This is a genomic window from Arthrobacter sp. ISL-95 (assembly GCF_018613695.1).
Lineage (GTDB): Bacteria > Actinomycetota > Actinomycetes > Actinomycetales > Micrococcaceae > Arthrobacter.
On record NZ_JAGGPR010000001.1, the window covers coordinates 142,504 to 161,012 of the forward strand.

Below are 18,509 nucleotides of genomic sequence, written 5' to 3' on the forward strand. Positions count from 1 at the left end.
GCTGAAAGGAATGCTGTGCTGCGCACACATGACCTCGGATCTCTTCGCTCCGAGCACATTGGACAAACCGTTACCCTGGCCGGCTGGGTGGGCCGCCGCCGTGATCACGGTGGCGTTGCATTCGTTGACCTGCGGGATGCGTCCGGTGTAGCCCAGGTGGTGGTCCGTGAAGAAGAGGTCTTCCACGGCCTGCGGAACGAGTACGTCCTGCAGGTGACGGGAACGGTCAACAAGCGTCCCGAAGGCAACGAGAACCCCGCACTGGCCACCGGTGAGATTGAAGTCATGGCGGACAAGGTGGTCATCCTCAACACCTCCGACCCCCTGCCGTTCCAGATTGACGAACACGTGGAGGTTGGCGAGGAAGCCCGTCTCAAGCATCGCTACCTTGACCTCCGCCGCCCCGGCCCCGCCCGCAACATGCGTTTGCGGTCGGAGGCAAACCGCGTGGCACGCGAACTCCTTCACCAGCGTGGCTACGTCGAAATCGAGACTCCCACGCTCACACGTTCGACGCCGGAAGGCGCCCGGGACTTCGTTGTTCCGGCACGTCTTGCCCCGGGTTCCTGGTACGCGCTCCCGCAGTCGCCGCAGCTTTTCAAGCAGCTCCTTCAGGTGGGCGGCTTTGAGAAGTACTACCAGATTGCCCGTTGCTACCGCGATGAGGATTTCCGCGCGGACCGCCAGCCGGAATTCACTCAGCTGGACATCGAAGCCAGCTTCGTCGATCAGGACGATGTCATTGAGCTCGGCGAGGCAATCGTCAAGGCGCTGTGGCAGCTGATCGACGTCGAGATCCCCACGCCGATCCGCCGCATGACGTACCTGGATGCAATGGCAAAGTACGGCTCGGACAAACCGGACCTGCGTTTCGGTGTTGAACTCACCGAACTCACGGAGTTCTTCAAGGACACCAACTTCGGTGTGTTCAAGGCGCCGTACGTTGGCGCCGTTGTGATGCCCGGTGGTGCTTCCCAGCCGCGCCGTACCTTGGACGGCTGGCAGGAGTTTGCCAAGCAGCGCGGACACAAGGGCCTGGCTTATGTCCTCTTCAAGGAAGATGGCGAGCTCGCTGGCCCCGTTGCCAAGAACCTCACGGATGAAGAGCGCGCTGGCCTTGCTGACGCTGTCGGCGCCAAGCCCGGCGATTGCATCTTCTTCGCCGCTGGGGAGAAGTCCGCGGCGCGCGCCCTGCTGGGTGCTGCCCGTGTTGAAATCGGCCACCGTACCGGCCTGATCGATCCCAAGGACTGGGCGTTCGTCTGGATCGTGGACGCTCCCATGTTCGAGCCCGCAGCCGCAGCTGTCGCCTCCGGTGACGTTGCAGTGGGCGCCGGGCAGTGGACGGCAGTGCACCACGCCTTCACCTCACCCAAGCCTGAGTTTATGGACACGTTCGATCAGGACCCCGAATCGGCATTGTCTTACGCTTACGACATCGTGTGCAACGGCAACGAGATCGGCGGCGGCTCCATCCGTATCCATGAGCGCGAGGTACAGGAACGTGTCTTCCAGCTCATGGGCCTGGACAAGGAAGACGCCGAAACGAAGTTCGGCTTCCTGCTGGAAGGCTTCAAGTACGGCGCGCCCCCGCACGGCGGAATGGCCCTGGGCTGGGATCGCGTGGTTGCACTGCTTGCCGGCGTGGAGTCCATCCGCGACGTCATTGCTTTCCCGAAGTCGGGCAACGGCTACGACCCCCTGACGGCTGCACCGGCACCGATCACGCCCCAGCAGCGCAAGGAAGCAGGCGTCGACTTCAAACCGGAGTCCAAGCCCGCAGGCAAGCCGGAAACCAAGTCCGAATAAAGCAGTAAGCGGCAGTCAAAGGCTCTTCACCACAGTGGAGGGCCTTTGGCGTCCCCGCTGTCGAACCCTCCTGTCAATGAAAGGTGCTGCTGAATGGTGGAGCAGGCATTCCTGGAATCGCTCATGGACAACGCCTGGCCTGCGCTTGAGCGTAAGGATGTAGGGGAGTGGGTCCTGCGTGCTTCGGGCGGAGTGACCCAGAGGGCTAATTCCGTATGGCCCCGCAACCCGACCGGCTCTCTGGAGGGTAGCCAGGGCATCATGCGAGCTGTGCGTACAGCAGCGGAGTGGTATCGGCTTCGCCGGCTTCCGCTGATCTTCCAAGTCTTCGACGACCCCCGCAGCACGGCCCTCAATGCCGTGCTTGATGAGCAGGGCTTCACGAGGCAGTCGGCAACAAAGATCATGGTCCGTGGCGGGGAGGGCCTGCCGGTTGGCACCTCAGGCCGAGATGTTGAAGTAGCCGATGAACCGTCTGAGGAATGGCTACGCGTGTGGTGGTCCGTCGACGGCCGTGGAGGCGACGCTGAACTGTCGGTCGCTCACAATATGCTCTCCGCCTGCCCATCGCTGTACGCGATGGTGAGGGACGACGACGGCGTCCCGGCCGCCGTCGGGCGCCTCGCTTTGGTGGATGGCTGGGGCGGAATCTACACCATGGCGACGTCGACAGAGCACCGAAGGCGCGGATACGGGACCGAGGTTCTGGCGGCGTTGTTGAATGCCGGTGCCCATCAAGGTCTTGAGGGATTCTGGCTGCTGGTTACCGAGGCCAATCACGGGGCGCAGCAACTCTACTCGCGAGCTGGTTTCACCGACCACGGCAGCTACCTGTACCGGCAGGCATCCCTGAGGCGTGCGCCCAGCGGCTGTTAGCCCAGAACTGCCGAACCACGGTTCGCAGGCCAAGGACTACTGGTCCAGCCGGCTGTCAGGCGGGCGGATCAGTCACCGTGATGCGTACGGCGCAGGCATCGGCAGCGGCCTTCGCCAGCACTGCAGTCTTTGGAGCTTGAACGTCCAGGAAGGCCAAGCGCGCCCGCCCGGACAAAGCCCTCAGCACCGGTTGGGCAAGAACCTGATCCACCAGCACGCGGTCGCCGCCCGGGACGATGTACTCAACGCGGTGGTCATTGAAGATCCGCGCAGCGTGCTCTGCTGTGGCCTTGGCTTCGAGGAATCGATTGCCGCTCTTCGAAGCGAGGATCGTGCTGCCGCTGGCAGCGGCTACGGCGTAACCGCCCTTGCGAACCAGCAGCAGGCCAAGCCCTCTTTCCTGGTTTGCCAGGGAAGCCAAGCGGTCCACTCCAGTCCTTCCCCCGCCAGGACGTCCATCGGCCGGCCACGGTGCTTTCAAGAGGGCGGTTGCTCCATTGGCTGCCCGCAAAAGAAGCCCGTCGTGGTCGAAGTCTTCCCGAACCGGTCCATGGCTTAACGCAAACCGGTCCACCCAACCTTGCAACCTGGCCGCGGGTACCAAAGCGGTCCGGTTGCCGGAACTCTGATGAGGGGCAGATGCTCGGCGATCCACGTCGATGTCTCCTTTGCTGGAACTATGAGTAGCCTATCCATGTGGAAGATCTCTTTGGTGCCGGTGCAGTTGATGACGACGAGTCCGAGGATCTGCCCGCGTCAGGGGGTCCTTCCGATGCCCACTGGATGGCTTCCCAGCGGAGTCCGCTCGCCGTAAGAATGCGACCCCGGTCCTTGGACGAGGTAGTGGGGCAGCAGCACCTGCTGGGGCAGGGTTCGCCGTTGAGGCAGCTGGCTGCCGGTGCTGAAGCTGCCGGCCCCGCGGGCCCAAGTTCGGTTATCCTTTGGGGTCCGCCCGGCACCGGAAAGACGACGCTCGCCCATGTCATCGCTCGCGGGCCGGGACGTAAGTTCGTTGAATTGTCGGCAATTACCGCCGGCGTCAAGGATGTTCGTCGCGTCATGGACGAGGCTTTGACTGCCCGCGACCTGTACAAGAAGACCACCGTCCTTTTCCTCGACGAGATCCATCGCTTCAACAAGGCCCAACAGGACGCCCTGCTCCCTGGTGTGGAGAACCGCTGGGTGGTGCTGGTGGCTGCCACCACGGAGAACCCGTCCTTCTCCGTGGTGTCGCCACTCCTGTCCCGCTCGCTCCTGCTCACCCTGAAGCCGCTCACCGATGACGACATTTCGGGTCTGCTTCAGCGGGCGGTGGCCGACGCGCGTGGTCTCGCCGGCCGTGTGGAGCTGAGCCCTGAGGCGTTGGACCATCTGGTCCGGCTATCCGGAGGAGACGCCCGGAGGGCTCTTACAGCATTGGAAGCCGCTGCCGGCGTCGCCTTCGGTGACTCCGCCGCCGTCGATATTATCGACGCCGATGCCGTAGAGCCCGTAGAGGACGGTGAACCCGAGGACGGCGAAACCGGACTTGCGAATGACGGCCTTCCTGACGCTCCCGTAGTGGTGGAACTCCGCCATACTGAGCGTGCGTTGGATGCTGCGGCCGTCCGCTACGACCGCGCCGGCGACCAGCACTACGATGTGGCCAGTGCGTTCATCAAGTCCATTCGGGGCTCTGACGTGGATGCGGCCCTGCATTATTTGGCGCGGATGCTTGAGGCCGGGGAGGACCCAAGGTTCGTTGCGCGGCGGATCGTGATCTCCGCTGCGGAAGATATTGGAATGGCCGATCCCACGGCGTTGCAGACCGCGGTGGCAGCTGCCCAGGCAGTGCAATTGATCGGCATGCCGGAGGGGCGGATCGTGCTGGCCGAAGCTGTGGTCCACCTGGCCACCGCGCCCAAGTCCAACGCGGCGTACATGGGTTTGAACAAAGCCGTGGCAGATGTTCGTGCCGGATTCGGGGGCGGCATCCCCATGCACCTCCGTGACGCGCACTACCCGGGCGCAAAGCAACTGGGTCACGGGAAGAGCTATAAGTACGCCCATGATGAACCGCACGGTGTGGCAACCCAGCAGTATCCCCCGGATGACCTGGTGGGTAAGGACTATTACCAGCCCACTAATAACGGAGCTGAACGTGATATTGCCGCCAGGCTGGAACGGCTCCGCAAGATCGTGCGGGGGGAGTAGCACCCCGATCACGCCGGCTGCGGATGCCAGCCCTGCCCATGGTAGGATTGATCCTTGTCTGGCATGGCCTGACGCACAATCCCACTGAAGATTCCTTCAATAGTGCTGTGCGCCTGGGCTAGTAGCAAGAGGTAGCGGTTGGCCGATGCTCTCCCTGATGGAGGCCAGTAACACTGACACACCGCAGTAATTGGAAGGACACAAGTGGCTAACAACACTCGTGCTCGCCGTACCGCACGCCTTTCGCGTGCACTCGGCATTGCTCTGACCCCCAAGGCCGCCAAGTACATGGAGCGCCGCCCGTACGGCCCCGGCGAGCATGGCCGTGCCCGCAAGAAGCAGGACTCCGACTACGCCGTACGTCTGCGCGAAAAGCAGCGTCTGCGCGCCCAGTACGGCATCCGCGAAGCCCAGATGACCCGTGCCTTCGAAGAAGCACGCCGCACCAAGGGCCTGACCGGTGAAAACCTGGTTGAGCTCCTCGAAATGCGTTTGGACGCCCTCGTGCTCCGTGCAGGCTTCGCCCGCACCATCGCACAGGCCCGCCAGCTGGTTGTGCACCGCCACATCATGGTTGACGGCATCCGCGTGGACCGCCCGTCCTTCCGCGTTGGCGAAGGCCAGCTGATCCACGTTCACAGCCGCTCCGAGGTTATGCCCCCGTTCCAGGTGGCTGCCGCTGGTGCACACGCGCTCAACAACGTGCCGGCATACCTGGACGTCAAGATTGACGCCCTCCAGGCCCGCCTGGTTCGTCGCCCGAAGCGCTCCGAGGTCCCCGTGATCTGTGAAGAGCAGCTCGTCGTCGAATTCTACGCTCGCTAAATTTCAGCAGCGCATACAAAGAAGCCCGTGGCACACGCCGCGGGCTTCTTTGTATGTAAGGTACCGGTCCAATATAGGTAAGGTACTTGGGGAGGCCTTGCCCAGAGCCGGGAACCGGCTGGTGCGGGGCAGCAAAACGATCCAAGGAGAAGAGTTCTATGTCTGGTGGCGACATCGCCGGCCTCATCGCAGCAGGAGTGTTCGCGCTCCTCGTCCTGCTTTTGGCCGTGCCCATTTTGAAGCTGGGCGGCGTTTTTGACGAGGTGCGGACCTCCATCCGTTCCATCAGCGATGGCGCCACGCCCCTGATGGATGAAGTGACTGCAACAGTCACCACCACCAACCAGCAGCTGAAGAAGGTTGACGGCATCGCCTCCAACGTCTCCGACGCGTCGGCCAACATCTCCGCGTTGTCCTCGCTTGTTGCAGCCACGGTGGGCTCGCCGTTGATCAAGGTGGCCGCCTTCAGCTACGGCGTCCGTTCTGCGTTCGCTGGACGCCGCACACCCTCCTCCGGCCGCCGCAGCCGCTGACCCATCCAGCCGCTGACCCAACCTGCCGCTGAACTACAGGGAGACCTCATGAAAAGAATTGTGTGGATGGGCATTGGCGTCGCCATCGGCGTCATTGCCTTCCGTAAGATCACCGAAGCCCAAGCAAATTTTGGACCGGAAGGGCTGAACCGAGCTGTTGGCCGGATGGCTGATGGTCTGTTCGACTTTGCCGACGCCGTGCGTACGGGAACACACCAACGCGAAGAGGAATTGCGGGCGGCGTTGGGTATCGACGACGCCGTAGCCTCACGGCGCTAGCGGGAACGGTTCGCCCCCGCGCCCTCAACAGGGCAGAATGGAAAGCTGCGGAACGGCACCAGCCGGTACCGCGCACATCGTGTGCAGTGAATTGAGAAGGGTAAGTAATCAGCTAATGAAGTCGCAGGAGATCACCAAACGCTGGGTGGACTTTTTTGTCAACAAGGGCCACACCGCCGTTCCCTCCGCGTCGCTCGTTTCCAGCGACCCGTCACTTCTCTTCACTGTGGCCGGAATGGTGCCTTTCATTCCCTACCTCACCGCGCGCGAAGAGCCTCCCTACAGCCGTGCTACGAGCGTCCAGAAGTGCATCCGCACCGGAGACATCGAAGAAGTAGGCAAGACTGCCCGCCATGGCACGTTCTTCCAGATGTGCGGCAACTTTTCCTTTGGAGACTACTTCAAGGAAGACGCCATCAAGTTTGCTTTCGAGCTGCTCACCACAAGCGTTGACGACGGCGGTTACGGACTTCCGGCCGAGCGCCTCTGGGTGACGGTCTACGAAGAGGACGACGAAGCCAAAGAGCTGTGGCTCAAGAACACCGGCATTCCCGCTGAGCGAATTCAGCGCATGGGCAAGGCTGACAACTACTGGTCCACCGGTCAGCCCGGCCCTGCAGGTCCCTGCTCCGAGATCTATTATGACCGCGGCCCTGCCTACGGCATTGAAGGCGGCCCCCTGGCCGACGAGACCCGCTACATCGAAATCTGGAACCTCGTGTTCATGCAGTACCAGATCGAGAACGTTCGCTCCAAGGTGGACTTTGACATCGTGGGTGAACTGCCGCAGAAGAACATCGACACCGGCCTTGGCATGGAGCGTCTTGCGATGATCCTCCAAGGTGTTGAAAACATGTACGAGACCGATCAGGTCCGTCCTGTGATCGACAAAGCAGCTGAACTGTCCGGACGCGAGTACACCTCGGCTGAGTCACCGGAAGATCCGCATCACACGGACGATGTCCGCATGCGTGTTGTTGGCGACCACATTCGTTCTGCCTTGATGCTCATTGCCGATGGCGTGGCACCGTCCAACGAAGGCCGTGGCTATGTGCTGCGCCGCCTGATCCGACGCGCTGTCCGCGCCATGCGCCTGCTCGGCGTCGAAAAAGCCTGCCTGCCTGACCTGCTACCCGCCTCCCGCGACGCCATGAAGGGCGTCTATCCGGTGGTGGAGACCGACTTTGCCCGCATCAGCCGTATTGCCTACGCCGAAGAAAAGGCGTTCCTGCGCACTATTGCTTCCGGTACGGCCCGTCTGGAAGATGCTGTAGCCGAGTCGAAGGCTGCCGGCGTTCCACTTTCCGGTGCGGACGCCTTTGCCCTGCACGACACGTACGGCTTCCCGATCGATCTCACCTTGGAAATGGCTGAAGAAGCCGGCCTCAAAGTGGACGAGGCAGGCTTCCGCGCTCTCATGCTCGAGCAGCGCCAGCGTGCCCAGGCCGATGCGAAGGGCAAGAAGGGCGGCCACGCCGACCTCAGCGCATACCAGGAGCTCCTGGGTAAGGGCGAAACAGTCTTCACCGGATACAGCGAACTTGAGGGCGAAGCAAAGGTCCGGGGCATCGTCAGCGGCGGCCGGCCGGTGGCGCACGCGTCCACCGGCGACGAAATTGAATTGGTCCTCAACGAAACTCCGTTCTATGCAGAAGCCGGCGGCCAGTCCGCTGATACCGGCCTCATCACCGGCGACGGCTTCGTCGTGGAAGTTCTGGACGTACAGCGCCCCATCAAGGGCCTTAGCGTTCACAAGGCGATTGTCCGTGAAGGTGAGATCGCAACCGAAGCGTTGGTGCGCGCCGCCGTCGACCGTGAACGCCGTCATGCCGCCGAGCAGGCCCACACGGGCACTCACATTGTGCATGCTGCGTTGCACCAGATCCTGGGCCCGGAAGCTACACAGCGCGGTTCGTACAACAAGGCCGGATATCTTCGCTTTGACTTTGCCTGGGGCGAAGGCCTCAGCACGGCTACGCGCTCCGAAATCGAAGAGGTCTCCAACATCGCCATCCGGAACAACTTCCGGGTGGACACCAAGGTCATGGGGCTCGCTGAGGCCAAGGCGTTGGGCGCCATGGCACTCTTCGGCGAAAACTACGGCAGCGAAGTACGTGTGGTGGAGATCGACGGCGCGTGGTCCCGTGAATTGTGCGGTGGCACCCACGTGGCCAACACGTCCCTGATCGGCAGTCTCTCCTTGTTGGGCGAACAGTCTGTTGGCTCGGGAAACCGCCGTGTTGAGGCCTTTGTTGGCTTGGACGCATTCCGTCACCTGGCAGCCGAACGAGCCCTGGTTTCGGAGCTCACGGATCTTTTGAAGGTTCCGTCCGGACAACTTGCCGACCGTATTTCCAGCACCCTGAACAAGCTCAAGGCCACGGAGAAGGAGCTTGATCGACTCCGCAAAGAGCAGCTCGCAGCAGCGGCCGCCACCCTGGTGGGTACTGCCAGGGATGCTGCCGGTGTGCGGGTTGTAGCCCACGACGCCGGTCAGGTGGGGGGAGCTGATGATCTTCGCAACCTTGCACTCGATCTCCGCAACCGCCTGGGATCGGAAGCTTCTGCGGTGGCCGTTGCAGGTGTCAGCAATGACCGTCCCGTCATCCTGATCGCCACCAACGAGGCTGCCCGCGAAGCAGGCGTAAAGGCCGGAGCGCTGGTGCGTTTGGCTGCAGGAATCCTCGGCGGCGGCGGTGGCGGCAAGGACGACGTTGCCCAAGGTGGCGGCACCGACGCTGGGAAGGTCTCTGAGGCCCTCACAGCGGTGGTGGATGCGATTGCCAAGCGCTGACGGTGAATTCCAGTTCTGACAATGACGTCTACCCCCGCGGCATCAAGCTGGGGGTAGACGTCGGTACCGTTCGGGTGGGTCTGGCCATCTGCGATCCGGACGGGATCCTGGCCACACCGTTCAAGACCGTGGGGCGTGACAGCAAGAAAAACTCCGATGTGCGGGTAGTGGTCAAGCACGCTGTTGAACTGCCGGCGGTACAGATTTTTGTGGGTCTTCCCCGCACCATGAAGGGCGAGGAAAGAGCGTCCGCGCAAATGGCCATGGACTACGCGGACCTTCTTACCAGCGAGCTTCAACGCGTAGGTTTGGACGTTCCCGTAAACCTCGTCGATGAACGACTTTCAACTGTTACGGCACACCGCAACCTGCACGAAGCTGGCATGAGCAGCAGGAACCACCGTAAAGTAGTTGATCAGGTTGCCGCTGCTGGAATACTGCAGCACGCAATCGACATGCAAAAAGCCAGAGGAACGGATGTTGGCCGCCGAGTGCAGGCACCGGCGCAGTCCGAAAAACCCAGCAGTGCCCCAACGCTGCGGGCTGCCTCCGGCCGTGAATCCGATTCTTCTAAGAGGGGACTGCAATTGTGAGCCCGGTCAACAACGACCCCTCCAGCGGTACCGCCGGCGGCGGTATGCCGCTCACCCGCAAAGAGCTGCGGGCGCGTGAACGATTCCTTGCCACGCAGAACCACAACGTGGTGCCCGTTCCCGAAGCCACTCCGGGGGAGGCAGCTCCCTCCGAAACTGGTGAGCCGGAATTGCCCCGACCGGTCCCGGCGGTTCAGCAAGCGGCATCGGTCCAACCTGCCGGGCGTCCTGCGCCCGTAGCGCCGCCGACGCCCGTGGCACCCCCGACGCCCGTGGCACCCCCAACACCCGTGGCACCCCCAACACCTGTCGCGTCCCCAACGTCCGCAGCCACCAAGACGCAACCCGAGGTACCGGCCGATGAGGCTGATGAGGCCTCGGTTTCCGCGACAGAAGCGCATGGAGAGCCGGAGGGCCACCATCGGGGCCCGCATGAACATGAAGAGCATGAGCATGAGCGTGAGGGCCACTCCCACGCGGCCAATGAGCACGCCGCCAGTGAGCATCCTGTTGTTGAGCACGGCGAGGTTGATCACGGAGATACTCCGGACGGTCATATCCGCCCCGATGATCTCCATCATGGTGAGATGGAGCACGAATCTGTTTCCGCAGTTCATCCCGAGGCGCCCGCCGACGGTCATGAGTACGCGGAGCACGATGTTCACTACCAACTCGGCATCCATGACGAACTCCACAATGACGTTCTTCTTCATGATGAGCATCCTCACCACCTCATTGCCCCTGCAGCCAGTCCGGCGTCCAAGGCCGCCGCTAAGAAGGCCCGCCGCCGTCGTCGAGTCCTGGCCCTTCTGATCACACTGGGCGTCTTCGTCGCCGCCATCGCCATCGGTGCCCAGTTCCTCAAGCCCCTGTTGGGCATGGACAAAATTTCCGACTACCCCGGTCCGGGGACGGGGTCGGTGACCATCACGGTGCCCGAGGGGTCCGGCCCCAAGGCCGTAGCCAACGATCTTGTTGCGAACCGTGTGGTGGCTGATTCCGATACTTTCGTTAAGGAGTTCGTCAACGAAGGCGGTGAACTGTCGCCAGGCTCCTTCACTTTCCGCACCGAGATGAAGACTTCAGATGCTGTGGCTGTCCTTGTGAACAAGGATGCATCCAAGGTGATGTACTTTGCGCTGAGCGCCGGGCTGCGTATCAATGAATCGTTGGAGGCCATCTCCAAGGGTTCGGGTATTCCGATGCAAGAGCTCAACGCCCTGAACCAGGCACCGGGTCAGTTCGGTGTTCCGGCCAAGGCCAAGAACCTCGAAGGCTTCCTGGCCCCGGGCGAGTATCGGTTCGAGCTCGGTACGTCCGCCAAGGCCATCATTCAGAAGTTGGTGACCACCACCCTTGATGAACTCAAGGCCCAAGGAGTTACTGACCCCGCAAAGCAGTACGACACCGTAACCATCGCCAGTATTGTTCAGGCTGAAGGTGGCCAGGCAGACTACGGAAACGTAGCTGGAGCAATCTACAACAGGCTTAAGCCGAACAACGTGGAGACCAGCGGACTGATCCAGTCCGACGCCACGGTGACGTACGGCCTGGGCAAGAAGTCGTTCCACCTCACTGAGGAAGAAAAGGCCGATAAGTCCAACCCCTACAACACCTACGCCAACGTGGGGCTGCCGGTGGGGCCCATTGGCTCGCCGGGCAAGACGGCGATTGATGCTGCTGCCAAACCCACACAGAACGAGTACCTCTACTGGGTGACCATCAATCTGGATACCAAGGAGACCAAGTTCTCCAAGACGCTGGCTGAGCACAACACTTACGTTGAGCAGTACAACGCGTGGTGCCTGGCCAATGCGGGACGGTGTGTGTGAGTCGTCGTGCCGCAGTCCTGGGGCACCCGATTTCACATTCGAAGTCTCCGGCACTGCACTCTGCTGCTTACGCCAAGTTGGGCGTGGATATCGACTACTCCGCGATCGACGTCACTGTGGACCGGCTTCCTGCCTTCATGGATTCCCTCCGTGGTGACGACGCCTGGTGCGGCCTTTCGGTTACCATGCCGTTGAAGTCGGCCATGGTCAAGGAAGTCGATGATGTACGCGGCGCGGGCGCCCACCTTGGCGTCATCAACACGGTGGTATTCGAGCACGACGCCGGGCAGGTTCGTCGGGTGGGTTACAACACCGATGTTGCAGGCATCGTGGAGGCAGTGCGGTACGCAGGTGTGGTTGCCGCACCCCACGCGGCCATCCTCGGCGGAGGCGGCACCTCGGCTGCGGCTGTCGCCGCAGCACAGGAACTCGGTGCCCGCCACGTTGACGTTTTCGTTCGCGACGCCGGACGTGCCGGTGATGCGCAAGCCGCAGCTGCCGCCGTCGGAATTTCCCTCACCGTCCGGCCTTTGACGGAAGCTGCAACCGCTGTGGCCGGGACGGATCTGGTGATTTCCACGTTTCCACCTCGTGCCGCCGATTCCCTGGCGGAGGAGCTGGCATCGCTGCCGCGCACCGGCGCCGGTGTGCTATTGGATGTCGCCTACGATCCTTGGCCCAGCCGCCTGGCGGAAGTCTGGCACGGTCAAGGGGGAGCCGTGGTCCCGGGCTTGGAGATGCTGATGTACCAGGCGGCCGAGCAGATCAGGCGCTTTAGCGGCTGTGATGTCGACGCCGCCGTCATAGATGTGATGTGCGACTCAGTCGGGCTTCCCCGGCGAGTGTTCTAGACGCCCTACATGGCAGGATTGGTTATATGTTGCGTTGGTTGACTGCCGGTGAATCCCATGGTCCGGCCCTGATCGGAATTGTTGAAGGCGTGCCTGCCGGTGTTGAACTCACCAGCGGGCAGATTCGTGATGCGCTGGCGCGTCGCCGCCTTGGCTATGGACGTGGTGCCCGCATGAAGTTTGAGCAGGACGAAGTCACCATCATGGGTGGCGTACGCCATGGGCTTACCCAAGGCGGCCCTGTGGCCATTCAGGTTGGAAACACGGAGTGGCCCAAGTGGGAGCAGATTATGTCTGCTGACCCCGTAGATCCTGAAGTCCTTGCCGATCAAGCCCGCAATGCACCCTTGACCCGTCCGCGTCCGGGGCACGCCGATTTCACGGGCATGCAGAAATACGGGTTCGACGAAGCCCGTCCGGTTCTCGAACGTGCCAGTGCACGTGAAACGGCCACACGCGTGGCTCTTGGTACCGTTGCCGCCCAGTTCCTTAAGCAACTGGGCATCGAGTTGGTAAGCCATACTGTTTCCATTGCCAGCGTGACCGTCCCCGAGGGCAGGCCGTTGCCGATGCCCCGGGATGTCATAGCCCTCGACGCCGACCCCTTGCGTTGCTTCGACCGTGAGACCTCGAACGCGATGGTGGCCGAGGTGGATGCCGCCCACAAAGAAGGCGAAACGCTGGGTGGCGTGGTAGAGGTACTGGCTTACGGGCTTCCGCCGGGACTGGGCAGCTACGTCCACTGGGATCGTCGTCTCGACTCCCGCCTGGCGGCCGCGCTCATGGGTATCCAGGCCATCAAGGGCGTAGAAGTAGGCGATGGCTTCCTTACGGCGGCTCGCCGTGGATCTGCGGCCCATGACGAGATCCTCAAGGATGAGAACGGCAAGATCGTTCGCCAGACCAACCGGGCCGGTGGCATCGAAGGCGGCATGAGCATTGGTGAAGTCCTTCGTGTCCGGGCTGCAATGAAGCCCATTGCCACAGTTCCGCGTGCGTTGCGCACTATCGACGTAAGTACCGGTGAGCCTGCCAAGGCACACCACCAGCGCTCAGACGTTTGTGCGGTTCCCGCAGCCGGTGTGGTGGCTGAAGCCATGGTCGCGTTGGTTCTGGCAGAGGCTGTCGCCGAGAAGTTTGGCGGGGACTCGGTGGCCGAGACCCAGCGCAACCTGCAGGCCTACCTTGAAAGCATCCCGGCCACCTTGGACTCGGTCGGCCGGTAGTGGTCCGCGCTATCCCGGATGGCCGGCCCGTTGTTCTGGTTGGCCCCATGGCCGTCGGGAAATCGGCCATAGGCCAGCAGTTGGCCCACCAGCTCCATCTGCCCTTTGTGGACACTGATGCAGTGGTGGTTGCTGCCCACGGCAGCATTGCCGATATTTTTGCCGGCAGGGGTGAACACGCCTTCCGCGAGATTGAGGCGCGGGCTGTAGCCAAGGCCATTGAGTCTGCGAAGGTCGACCCGGCCATTATTTCCCTCGGTGGAGGAGCGGTGCTTGACTCCGGCACCCAGCAATTGTTGGGGGAGTGCACTGTGGTCTACCTGGAGTGCGATGCAGAAACCGTCGCGGACAGAATTGCGCGGAACACCGGGCGGCCCTTGCTGCAGGGTGACGCCATGACCCGCTGGGGGGCGTTGTTTGCCACCCGGCGTCCGGTCTATGAGCGACTTGCGGACATTGTCATGGACGTCCGTTCCGGATCCGTGGCGGAAATCGGCCTCCATTTGGAGGAGCGGCTGCTCCAGCATGCAGCCTTGAAAGAGGAAGTTGAAAAGTGAGCAACGAAGCAACTGTCATCAAGGTGACCGGCCAGTCCGTTAATGAAGACTACGACGTCGTTGTGGGCCGCGGCCTGTTGGACACCCTGCCGACCAGGCTTGGCGAACGTGTCCGACGCGTTCTGGTGATCCACCCGCGGGCTCTTCGCCTGACTGGCGATACTGTGCGCGACGAGCTCGAAGCTGCAGGCTTCACGGCGCTCACGGCGGAAATTCCGGATGCGGAAGAAGGCAAGCACATTCAGGTGGCAGCCTTCTGCTGGCAGGTGCTTGGCCAGAACGATTTCACGCGATCCGATGCCATCGTGGCAGTCGGCGGCGGGGCAGTAACGGATCTCGCCGGCTTTGTGGCAGCTACATGGCTTCGCGGGGTCAAAGTCATCCACATGCCCACAAGCCTGCTGGGCATGGTGGATGCATCTGTAGGTGGAAAGACCGGCATCAATACTGCCGAGGGCAAGAACCTGGTGGGCTCCTTCCACCCGCCGGCCGCTGTCCTGGCTGACCTTGACACGCTTCAGACCCTGCCTAAGAACGAGCTCATTTCCGGAATGGCTGAGGTCATCAAGTGCGGTTTCATCGCTGATCCGGCCATCCTGGATCTCGTCGAAAAGAACACCGACGCCGTGATGGACCCGGGATCGGATGTTGTCCGCGAGCTCATTGAACGCGCCATTTCCGTGAAGGCTGATGTCGTCTCCCAGGACCTCAAGGAATCAGGCCTCCGCGAAATCCTGAACTACGGGCATACTCTGGGCCATGCCATTGAACTCGTGGAACGTTACTCCTGGCGTCACGGTGCCGCAGTTTCTGTGGGAATGATGTTTGCTGCCGAGTTGTCCCGAAGCGTGGGCCGTTTGTCCGATGCTGACGCGGACCGGCACCGCACCATTCTGGAAGGCCTCGGTTTGCCCACCACATACCGCAAGGATCGCTGGCAGGGCCTTCTCGACGGGATGCGCCGGGACAAGAAGTCACGCGGTGATCTCCTTCGGTTTGTTGTCCTGGACGGGGTGGCCAAGCCGGGAATCCTCGAAGTCCCTGACACCTCGCTCCTGTTTGCTGCCTACCAGGAGATCGCATCATGACCGTCACTCTTCGTGAAGGCGTCAGCGACTGGCCCACCGCCGGGTTCCCGGGAGTCCGGATGAACCCGGACACTTTGCTTCCCGTGGTTGTCAACGAGGAAGTCATGGAGTCCGCACTTGCGGCATCCGAAGACCCGGCGGATCGGATCATGGCGCTCTTGCTGGACAACCAACCCAAAGAGGCGGCTGAGCTCCTGGCCGAGGCCCGTTATAAAGATCCGGAGTCTTTCCGGTTGAGGATTTTCGAGGCCGAAGTCCATCGGGCAACCAACCGCTTGGATCGTGCTGTCCAGTTGTTCAAGCACCTGCTGCAGGATGTCCAGGGCAGCCCTAAGGAAGCAATTGTTCACCAATACCTGGGCCGGGCATACTTCGTCAGCGGTAACGCCCTAGCCGCGTCCGAGGAATTCGCCAGAGCCTTGGACCTGCGCGTGGCCATGGCTGCTGATGCTGCGCTGATCTACTCCTCCGCTGTTGCCCTCCAAAGGGCCCGGAACGTCCTGGAACTCGCTTCCTGAGGCCCTGTGGAACATTCCCCGCAAGCCTTTGAAGTATTTGCCGGTAGAATGGTTCTTGGATTTTTGATAAATACGCGCTGGCGGGCCGATTGGTACGCCTGCTTGGCATAGATAGCTGGCAGCCAGCACCAGTGCGATAACCAGAGGATACGAGTGGCAACCACAAACGACATCAAGAACGGGACCGTACTGAAGCTCGAGGGCCAGCTCTGGAACATCATCGAGTTCCAGCACGTCAAGCCTGGCAAGGGCGGTGCCTTCGTCCGCACCAAGATGCGCAACGTCATGTCCGGCAAGGTGGTCGACAAGACCTTCAACGCCGGCCTGAAGATTGAAACCGCTACGGTTGACCGCCGCGATTACCAGTACCTGTACCAGGACGGCGAAGACTTTGTCTTCATGGACACCCAGGACTACGACCAAATCACTGTGTCCGGTGCCACCGTGGGCGATGCCACCAACTTCATGCTCGAGAACCAGATGGTCAACATTGCCATCCACGAGGGCACGCCGCTGTACATCGAATTGCCCCCGAGCGTTGTCCTCGAAATCACCTACACGGAGCCGGGCCTTCAGGGCGACCGCTCTTCGGCAGGCACCAAGCCGGCAACCGTTGAGACCGGCTACGAAATCCAGGTTCCGCTGTTCGTTGAGCAGGGCACCAGGGTCAAGGTTGACACCCGGGATGGCAGCTACTTGGGTCGGGTCAACGACTAGTGAGCGCACGCGGTAAAGCCCGTAGCAGGGCGCTTGAAGTACTTTTCGAGGCGGAGCAACGTTCCGTTTCGGCTTTCGACGCGATGACAGCGCGCCGGGAGAAGACCGATCTTGTTATCAATCCCTACACGGTGGAAATCGTCGAGGGTGTTGTTTCCATGCAGGCAACCATCGACGAGTTCCTGCAGACGTATGCCCAAAGCTGGACGCTGGAGCGGATGCCTTCGGTTGACCGCATCATTCTCCGCATCGGTGCGTGGGAACTTCTCTACAATGACGAAGTTCCGGACGGCGTAGCTGTCAGCGAAGCTGTAGCTCTCGCAAAGACCATGTCTACGGACGAATCGCCCGCCTTCATCAATGGGCTGCTTGGCCGCCTGCAGAAGCTCAAGCCGTCGCTCCTGGCTTAGGCATGTTTTGCCGCCGGATGTAGCCGCCTGAAATTAAGAAGGACCCGTATCCACTGGATGCGGGTCCTTCTACGTTATTGGAGCACTGCTGCCCTGAGTGAGGGGATGCTCCTGAGAAGTTCGAGCTCGTCATGCTGATGGACGTGGACGTCGCGGCCGCTGAGAATCCGTTGCCGGGTAAATGCCAGTGTGGTGGCCCCTTTGATGAAGGATTTCATGTTGCTGCCTCGCCCGCGGGAAGATGCCCAGCGAATAGCGTGTCGTCGGCCTCGCGAGGTAGCCAACATCTCCACTTCTGCCGGAGTGAACCAGCCTGCGCGGGCATATTCGAGGAGTCGTTGCCGGGTGAGTTTTCCTTCAGCGACCCTGAGGAGGATGATTCCCACCGCTGCCACGAGGAAGATCGGGACCTGGACCACGAAGTATTCCACCAGGAAGTTCTGACCCATGCTGTTCCATCGGTTATGCAGGAAAATTGCGGGCAGCAAGCCGATGAAAAAGGCCAGGAGTGCATAGCCCGTGTGCCATTTTCGGGCGGCGAAGCCCATGATCAGTCCGGTTGTCCCCGTGAAAATTGCATGCGCGAATGGCGACATCACACCACGGAGGATGAAGATCCGGACCAAGTCAGTGCCTGGATCAGTGGACGAGGCTATTTCCCTTCCGAAGTAGAGAATGTTCTCCGTAAAGGCGAAGCCTGCGGCGATGGTGAAGGCGAACACCACCCCATCAACGGGTCCGTCAAAGTACTTGCGTGCTGCCAGTATCAGGACCAACAGTCCGAGCGACTTGGTGAATTCCTCCACGATGGGGGCTTGGACCGTTGCCATGAAGTAAGTGAAGGCTTCTTCGCTGGAGGTGGGGGCGGCGAGGGCGAAGAGCGGCTGGATGAGCAGTGTCCCGGCAATGGAAACCGCGGCACCCCACGTGAAAGCGAACCACAGGAGCCTCTTTGGTTCGGGTTCCCAGCGGTCGATCAGGCGTACCGTCAGGAGCACCACGGAGAGCGGAATCAAGGAGGCAATGAAGCCGATCACAAAACCGGTGATGCCGGTGTTGCCCAGCAGAAACGGCACCACCAGGAACATGCTGCCGAGAACCAGCACTGTTGCCCCGACGAGCAGGGGAAGCGTCCCCCAGGTTCGGCGTGCTTGCGGCGCTGGTGGCATGGCCCAGGTTTGGCGGGGGAGAGTTGCAGGATTGCCCGGGGCCGGCTGGTAGTTCCCGGGCTGGACGCGGCCGATCCACGTGGGGTTGGCGCCAGGCTCCAGGTAAGGCCGCGGATATGGTTGCCCGCCGGGTTGGCCGTGGTGGTTCATGGTCATGGGCAAGAGCCTATTCCACGGCACGGACTGTGAGCTTAAACTCACCAGCTGCGGCTGCCTCGGATGAGTTGGGAAAGGGGTGC

At 61.7% G+C, this 18,509-nt stretch carries 18 protein-coding genes; 16 read left to right on the top strand and 2 right to left on the bottom strand.

Going from position 1 to position 18,509, the window contains the following annotated elements; genetic code table 11:
- Positions 1-15 precede the first annotated feature (15 nt).
- Positions 16-1,809 carry an aspartate--tRNA ligase gene (gene aspS / locus J7I86_RS00700; RefSeq protein ID WP_214814878.1) on the top strand — a complete coding sequence of 598 codons (1,794 nt, stop codon included), beginning with the start codon at positions 16-18 and terminating at the stop codon, positions 1,807-1,809.
- Between the two features lie 93 nt (positions 1,810-1,902).
- Positions 1,903-2,685, top strand: coding sequence for a GNAT family N-acetyltransferase (locus J7I86_RS00705; RefSeq protein ID WP_214814879.1), 783 nt, complete (start codon positions 1,903-1,905; stop codon positions 2,683-2,685).
- A 55-nt stretch (positions 2,686-2,740) separates the two neighbouring features.
- Here the strand turns inward: J7I86_RS00705 and J7I86_RS00710 are convergent, their stop codons facing one another.
- A complete protein-coding gene (locus tag J7I86_RS00710; RefSeq protein ID WP_214814880.1) occupies positions 2,741-3,340 on the bottom strand; it encodes a Vms1/Ankzf1 family peptidyl-tRNA hydrolase in 600 nt (199 codons plus the stop codon).
- 41 nt (positions 3,341-3,381) lie between these two features.
- On the opposite strand from J7I86_RS00710, the gene J7I86_RS00715 reads away from it, so the two are divergent.
- The 14 genes from J7I86_RS00715 (at position 3,382) to nusB (ending at position 17,101) form a co-directional block, all read left to right on the top strand.
- The gene (locus tag J7I86_RS00715) at positions 3,382-4,878 is read left to right on the top strand and encodes a replication-associated recombination protein A (protein WP_214814881.1); all 1,497 of its coding nucleotides are present in this window, start codon (positions 3,382-3,384) and stop codon (positions 4,876-4,878) included.
- Positions 4,879-5,082: 204 nt separating this feature from the next.
- Positions 5,083-5,703, top strand: coding sequence for a 30S ribosomal protein S4 (rpsD, locus tag J7I86_RS00720; RefSeq protein WP_214814882.1), 621 nt, complete (start codon positions 5,083-5,085; stop codon positions 5,701-5,703).
- Between the two features lie 158 nt (positions 5,704-5,861).
- Positions 5,862-6,236, top strand: coding sequence for a DUF948 domain-containing protein (locus tag J7I86_RS00725; RefSeq protein ID WP_017197541.1), 375 nt, complete (start codon positions 5,862-5,864; stop codon positions 6,234-6,236).
- 48 nt (positions 6,237-6,284) lie between these two features.
- Positions 6,285-6,515, top strand: a complete 231-nt coding sequence (locus J7I86_RS00730; protein ID WP_214814883.1) for a hypothetical protein — start codon at positions 6,285-6,287, stop codon at positions 6,513-6,515.
- 115 nt (positions 6,516-6,630) lie between these two features.
- The gene (alaS, locus tag J7I86_RS00735; protein ID WP_214814884.1) at positions 6,631-9,309 is read left to right on the top strand and encodes an alanine--tRNA ligase; all 2,679 of its coding nucleotides are present in this window, start codon (positions 6,631-6,633) and stop codon (positions 9,307-9,309) included.
- Positions 9,310-9,311: 2 nt separating this feature from the next.
- Positions 9,312-9,902 (top strand): Holliday junction resolvase RuvX, encoded by a 591-nt coding sequence (gene ruvX / locus J7I86_RS00740; RefSeq protein WP_214814885.1) that lies wholly within the window; start codon positions 9,312-9,314, stop codon positions 9,900-9,902.
- Positions 9,899-11,734, top strand: a complete 1,836-nt coding sequence (mltG, locus tag J7I86_RS00745) for an endolytic transglycosylase MltG (protein WP_214814886.1) — start codon at positions 9,899-9,901, stop codon at positions 11,732-11,734. Before ruvX ends, mltG begins: the two co-directional genes overlap by 4 nt.
- Positions 11,731-12,585 carry a shikimate dehydrogenase gene (locus J7I86_RS00750; RefSeq protein WP_214814887.1) on the top strand — a complete coding sequence of 285 codons (855 nt, stop codon included), beginning with the start codon at positions 11,731-11,733 and terminating at the stop codon, positions 12,583-12,585. Before mltG ends, J7I86_RS00750 begins: the two co-directional genes overlap by 4 nt.
- 26 nt (positions 12,586-12,611) lie before the next feature.
- Positions 12,612-13,811, top strand: a complete 1,200-nt coding sequence (aroC, locus tag J7I86_RS00755) for a chorismate synthase (protein ID WP_214814888.1) — start codon at positions 12,612-12,614, stop codon at positions 13,809-13,811.
- On the top strand, positions 13,811-14,368 hold the full coding sequence (locus J7I86_RS00760) for a shikimate kinase (protein ID WP_214814889.1): 558 nt from the start codon (positions 13,811-13,813) through the stop codon (positions 14,366-14,368). Before aroC ends, J7I86_RS00760 begins: the two co-directional genes overlap by 1 nt.
- Positions 14,365-15,456: a 3-dehydroquinate synthase gene (aroB, locus tag J7I86_RS00765; RefSeq protein WP_214814890.1), complete on the top strand. Its 1,092-nt coding sequence runs from the start codon at positions 14,365-14,367 to the stop codon at positions 15,454-15,456. The genes J7I86_RS00760 and aroB overlap by 4 nt, the downstream gene beginning before the upstream one ends.
- Complete coding sequence (locus J7I86_RS00770) at positions 15,453-15,974, top strand: lipopolysaccharide assembly protein LapB (RefSeq protein ID WP_159734054.1); 522 nt, start codon at positions 15,453-15,455, stop codon at positions 15,972-15,974. The genes aroB and J7I86_RS00770 overlap by 4 nt, the downstream gene beginning before the upstream one ends.
- Before the next feature lie 153 nt (positions 15,975-16,127).
- Entirely contained in the window at positions 16,128-16,691 is a 564-nt protein-coding gene (gene efp / locus J7I86_RS00775; RefSeq protein ID WP_214814891.1) for an elongation factor P, read from the top strand.
- Complete coding sequence (gene nusB / locus J7I86_RS00780; RefSeq protein ID WP_214814892.1) at positions 16,691-17,101, top strand: transcription antitermination factor NusB; 411 nt, start codon at positions 16,691-16,693, stop codon at positions 17,099-17,101. Before efp ends, nusB begins: the two co-directional genes overlap by 1 nt.
- A gap of 74 nt (positions 17,102-17,175) precedes the next feature.
- Here the strand turns inward: nusB and J7I86_RS00785 are convergent, their stop codons facing one another.
- On the bottom strand, positions 17,176-18,471 hold the full coding sequence (locus J7I86_RS00785; protein WP_214814893.1) for a PrsW family intramembrane metalloprotease: 1,296 nt from the start codon (positions 18,469-18,471) through the stop codon (positions 17,176-17,178).
- Positions 18,472-18,509 lie beyond the last annotated feature (38 nt).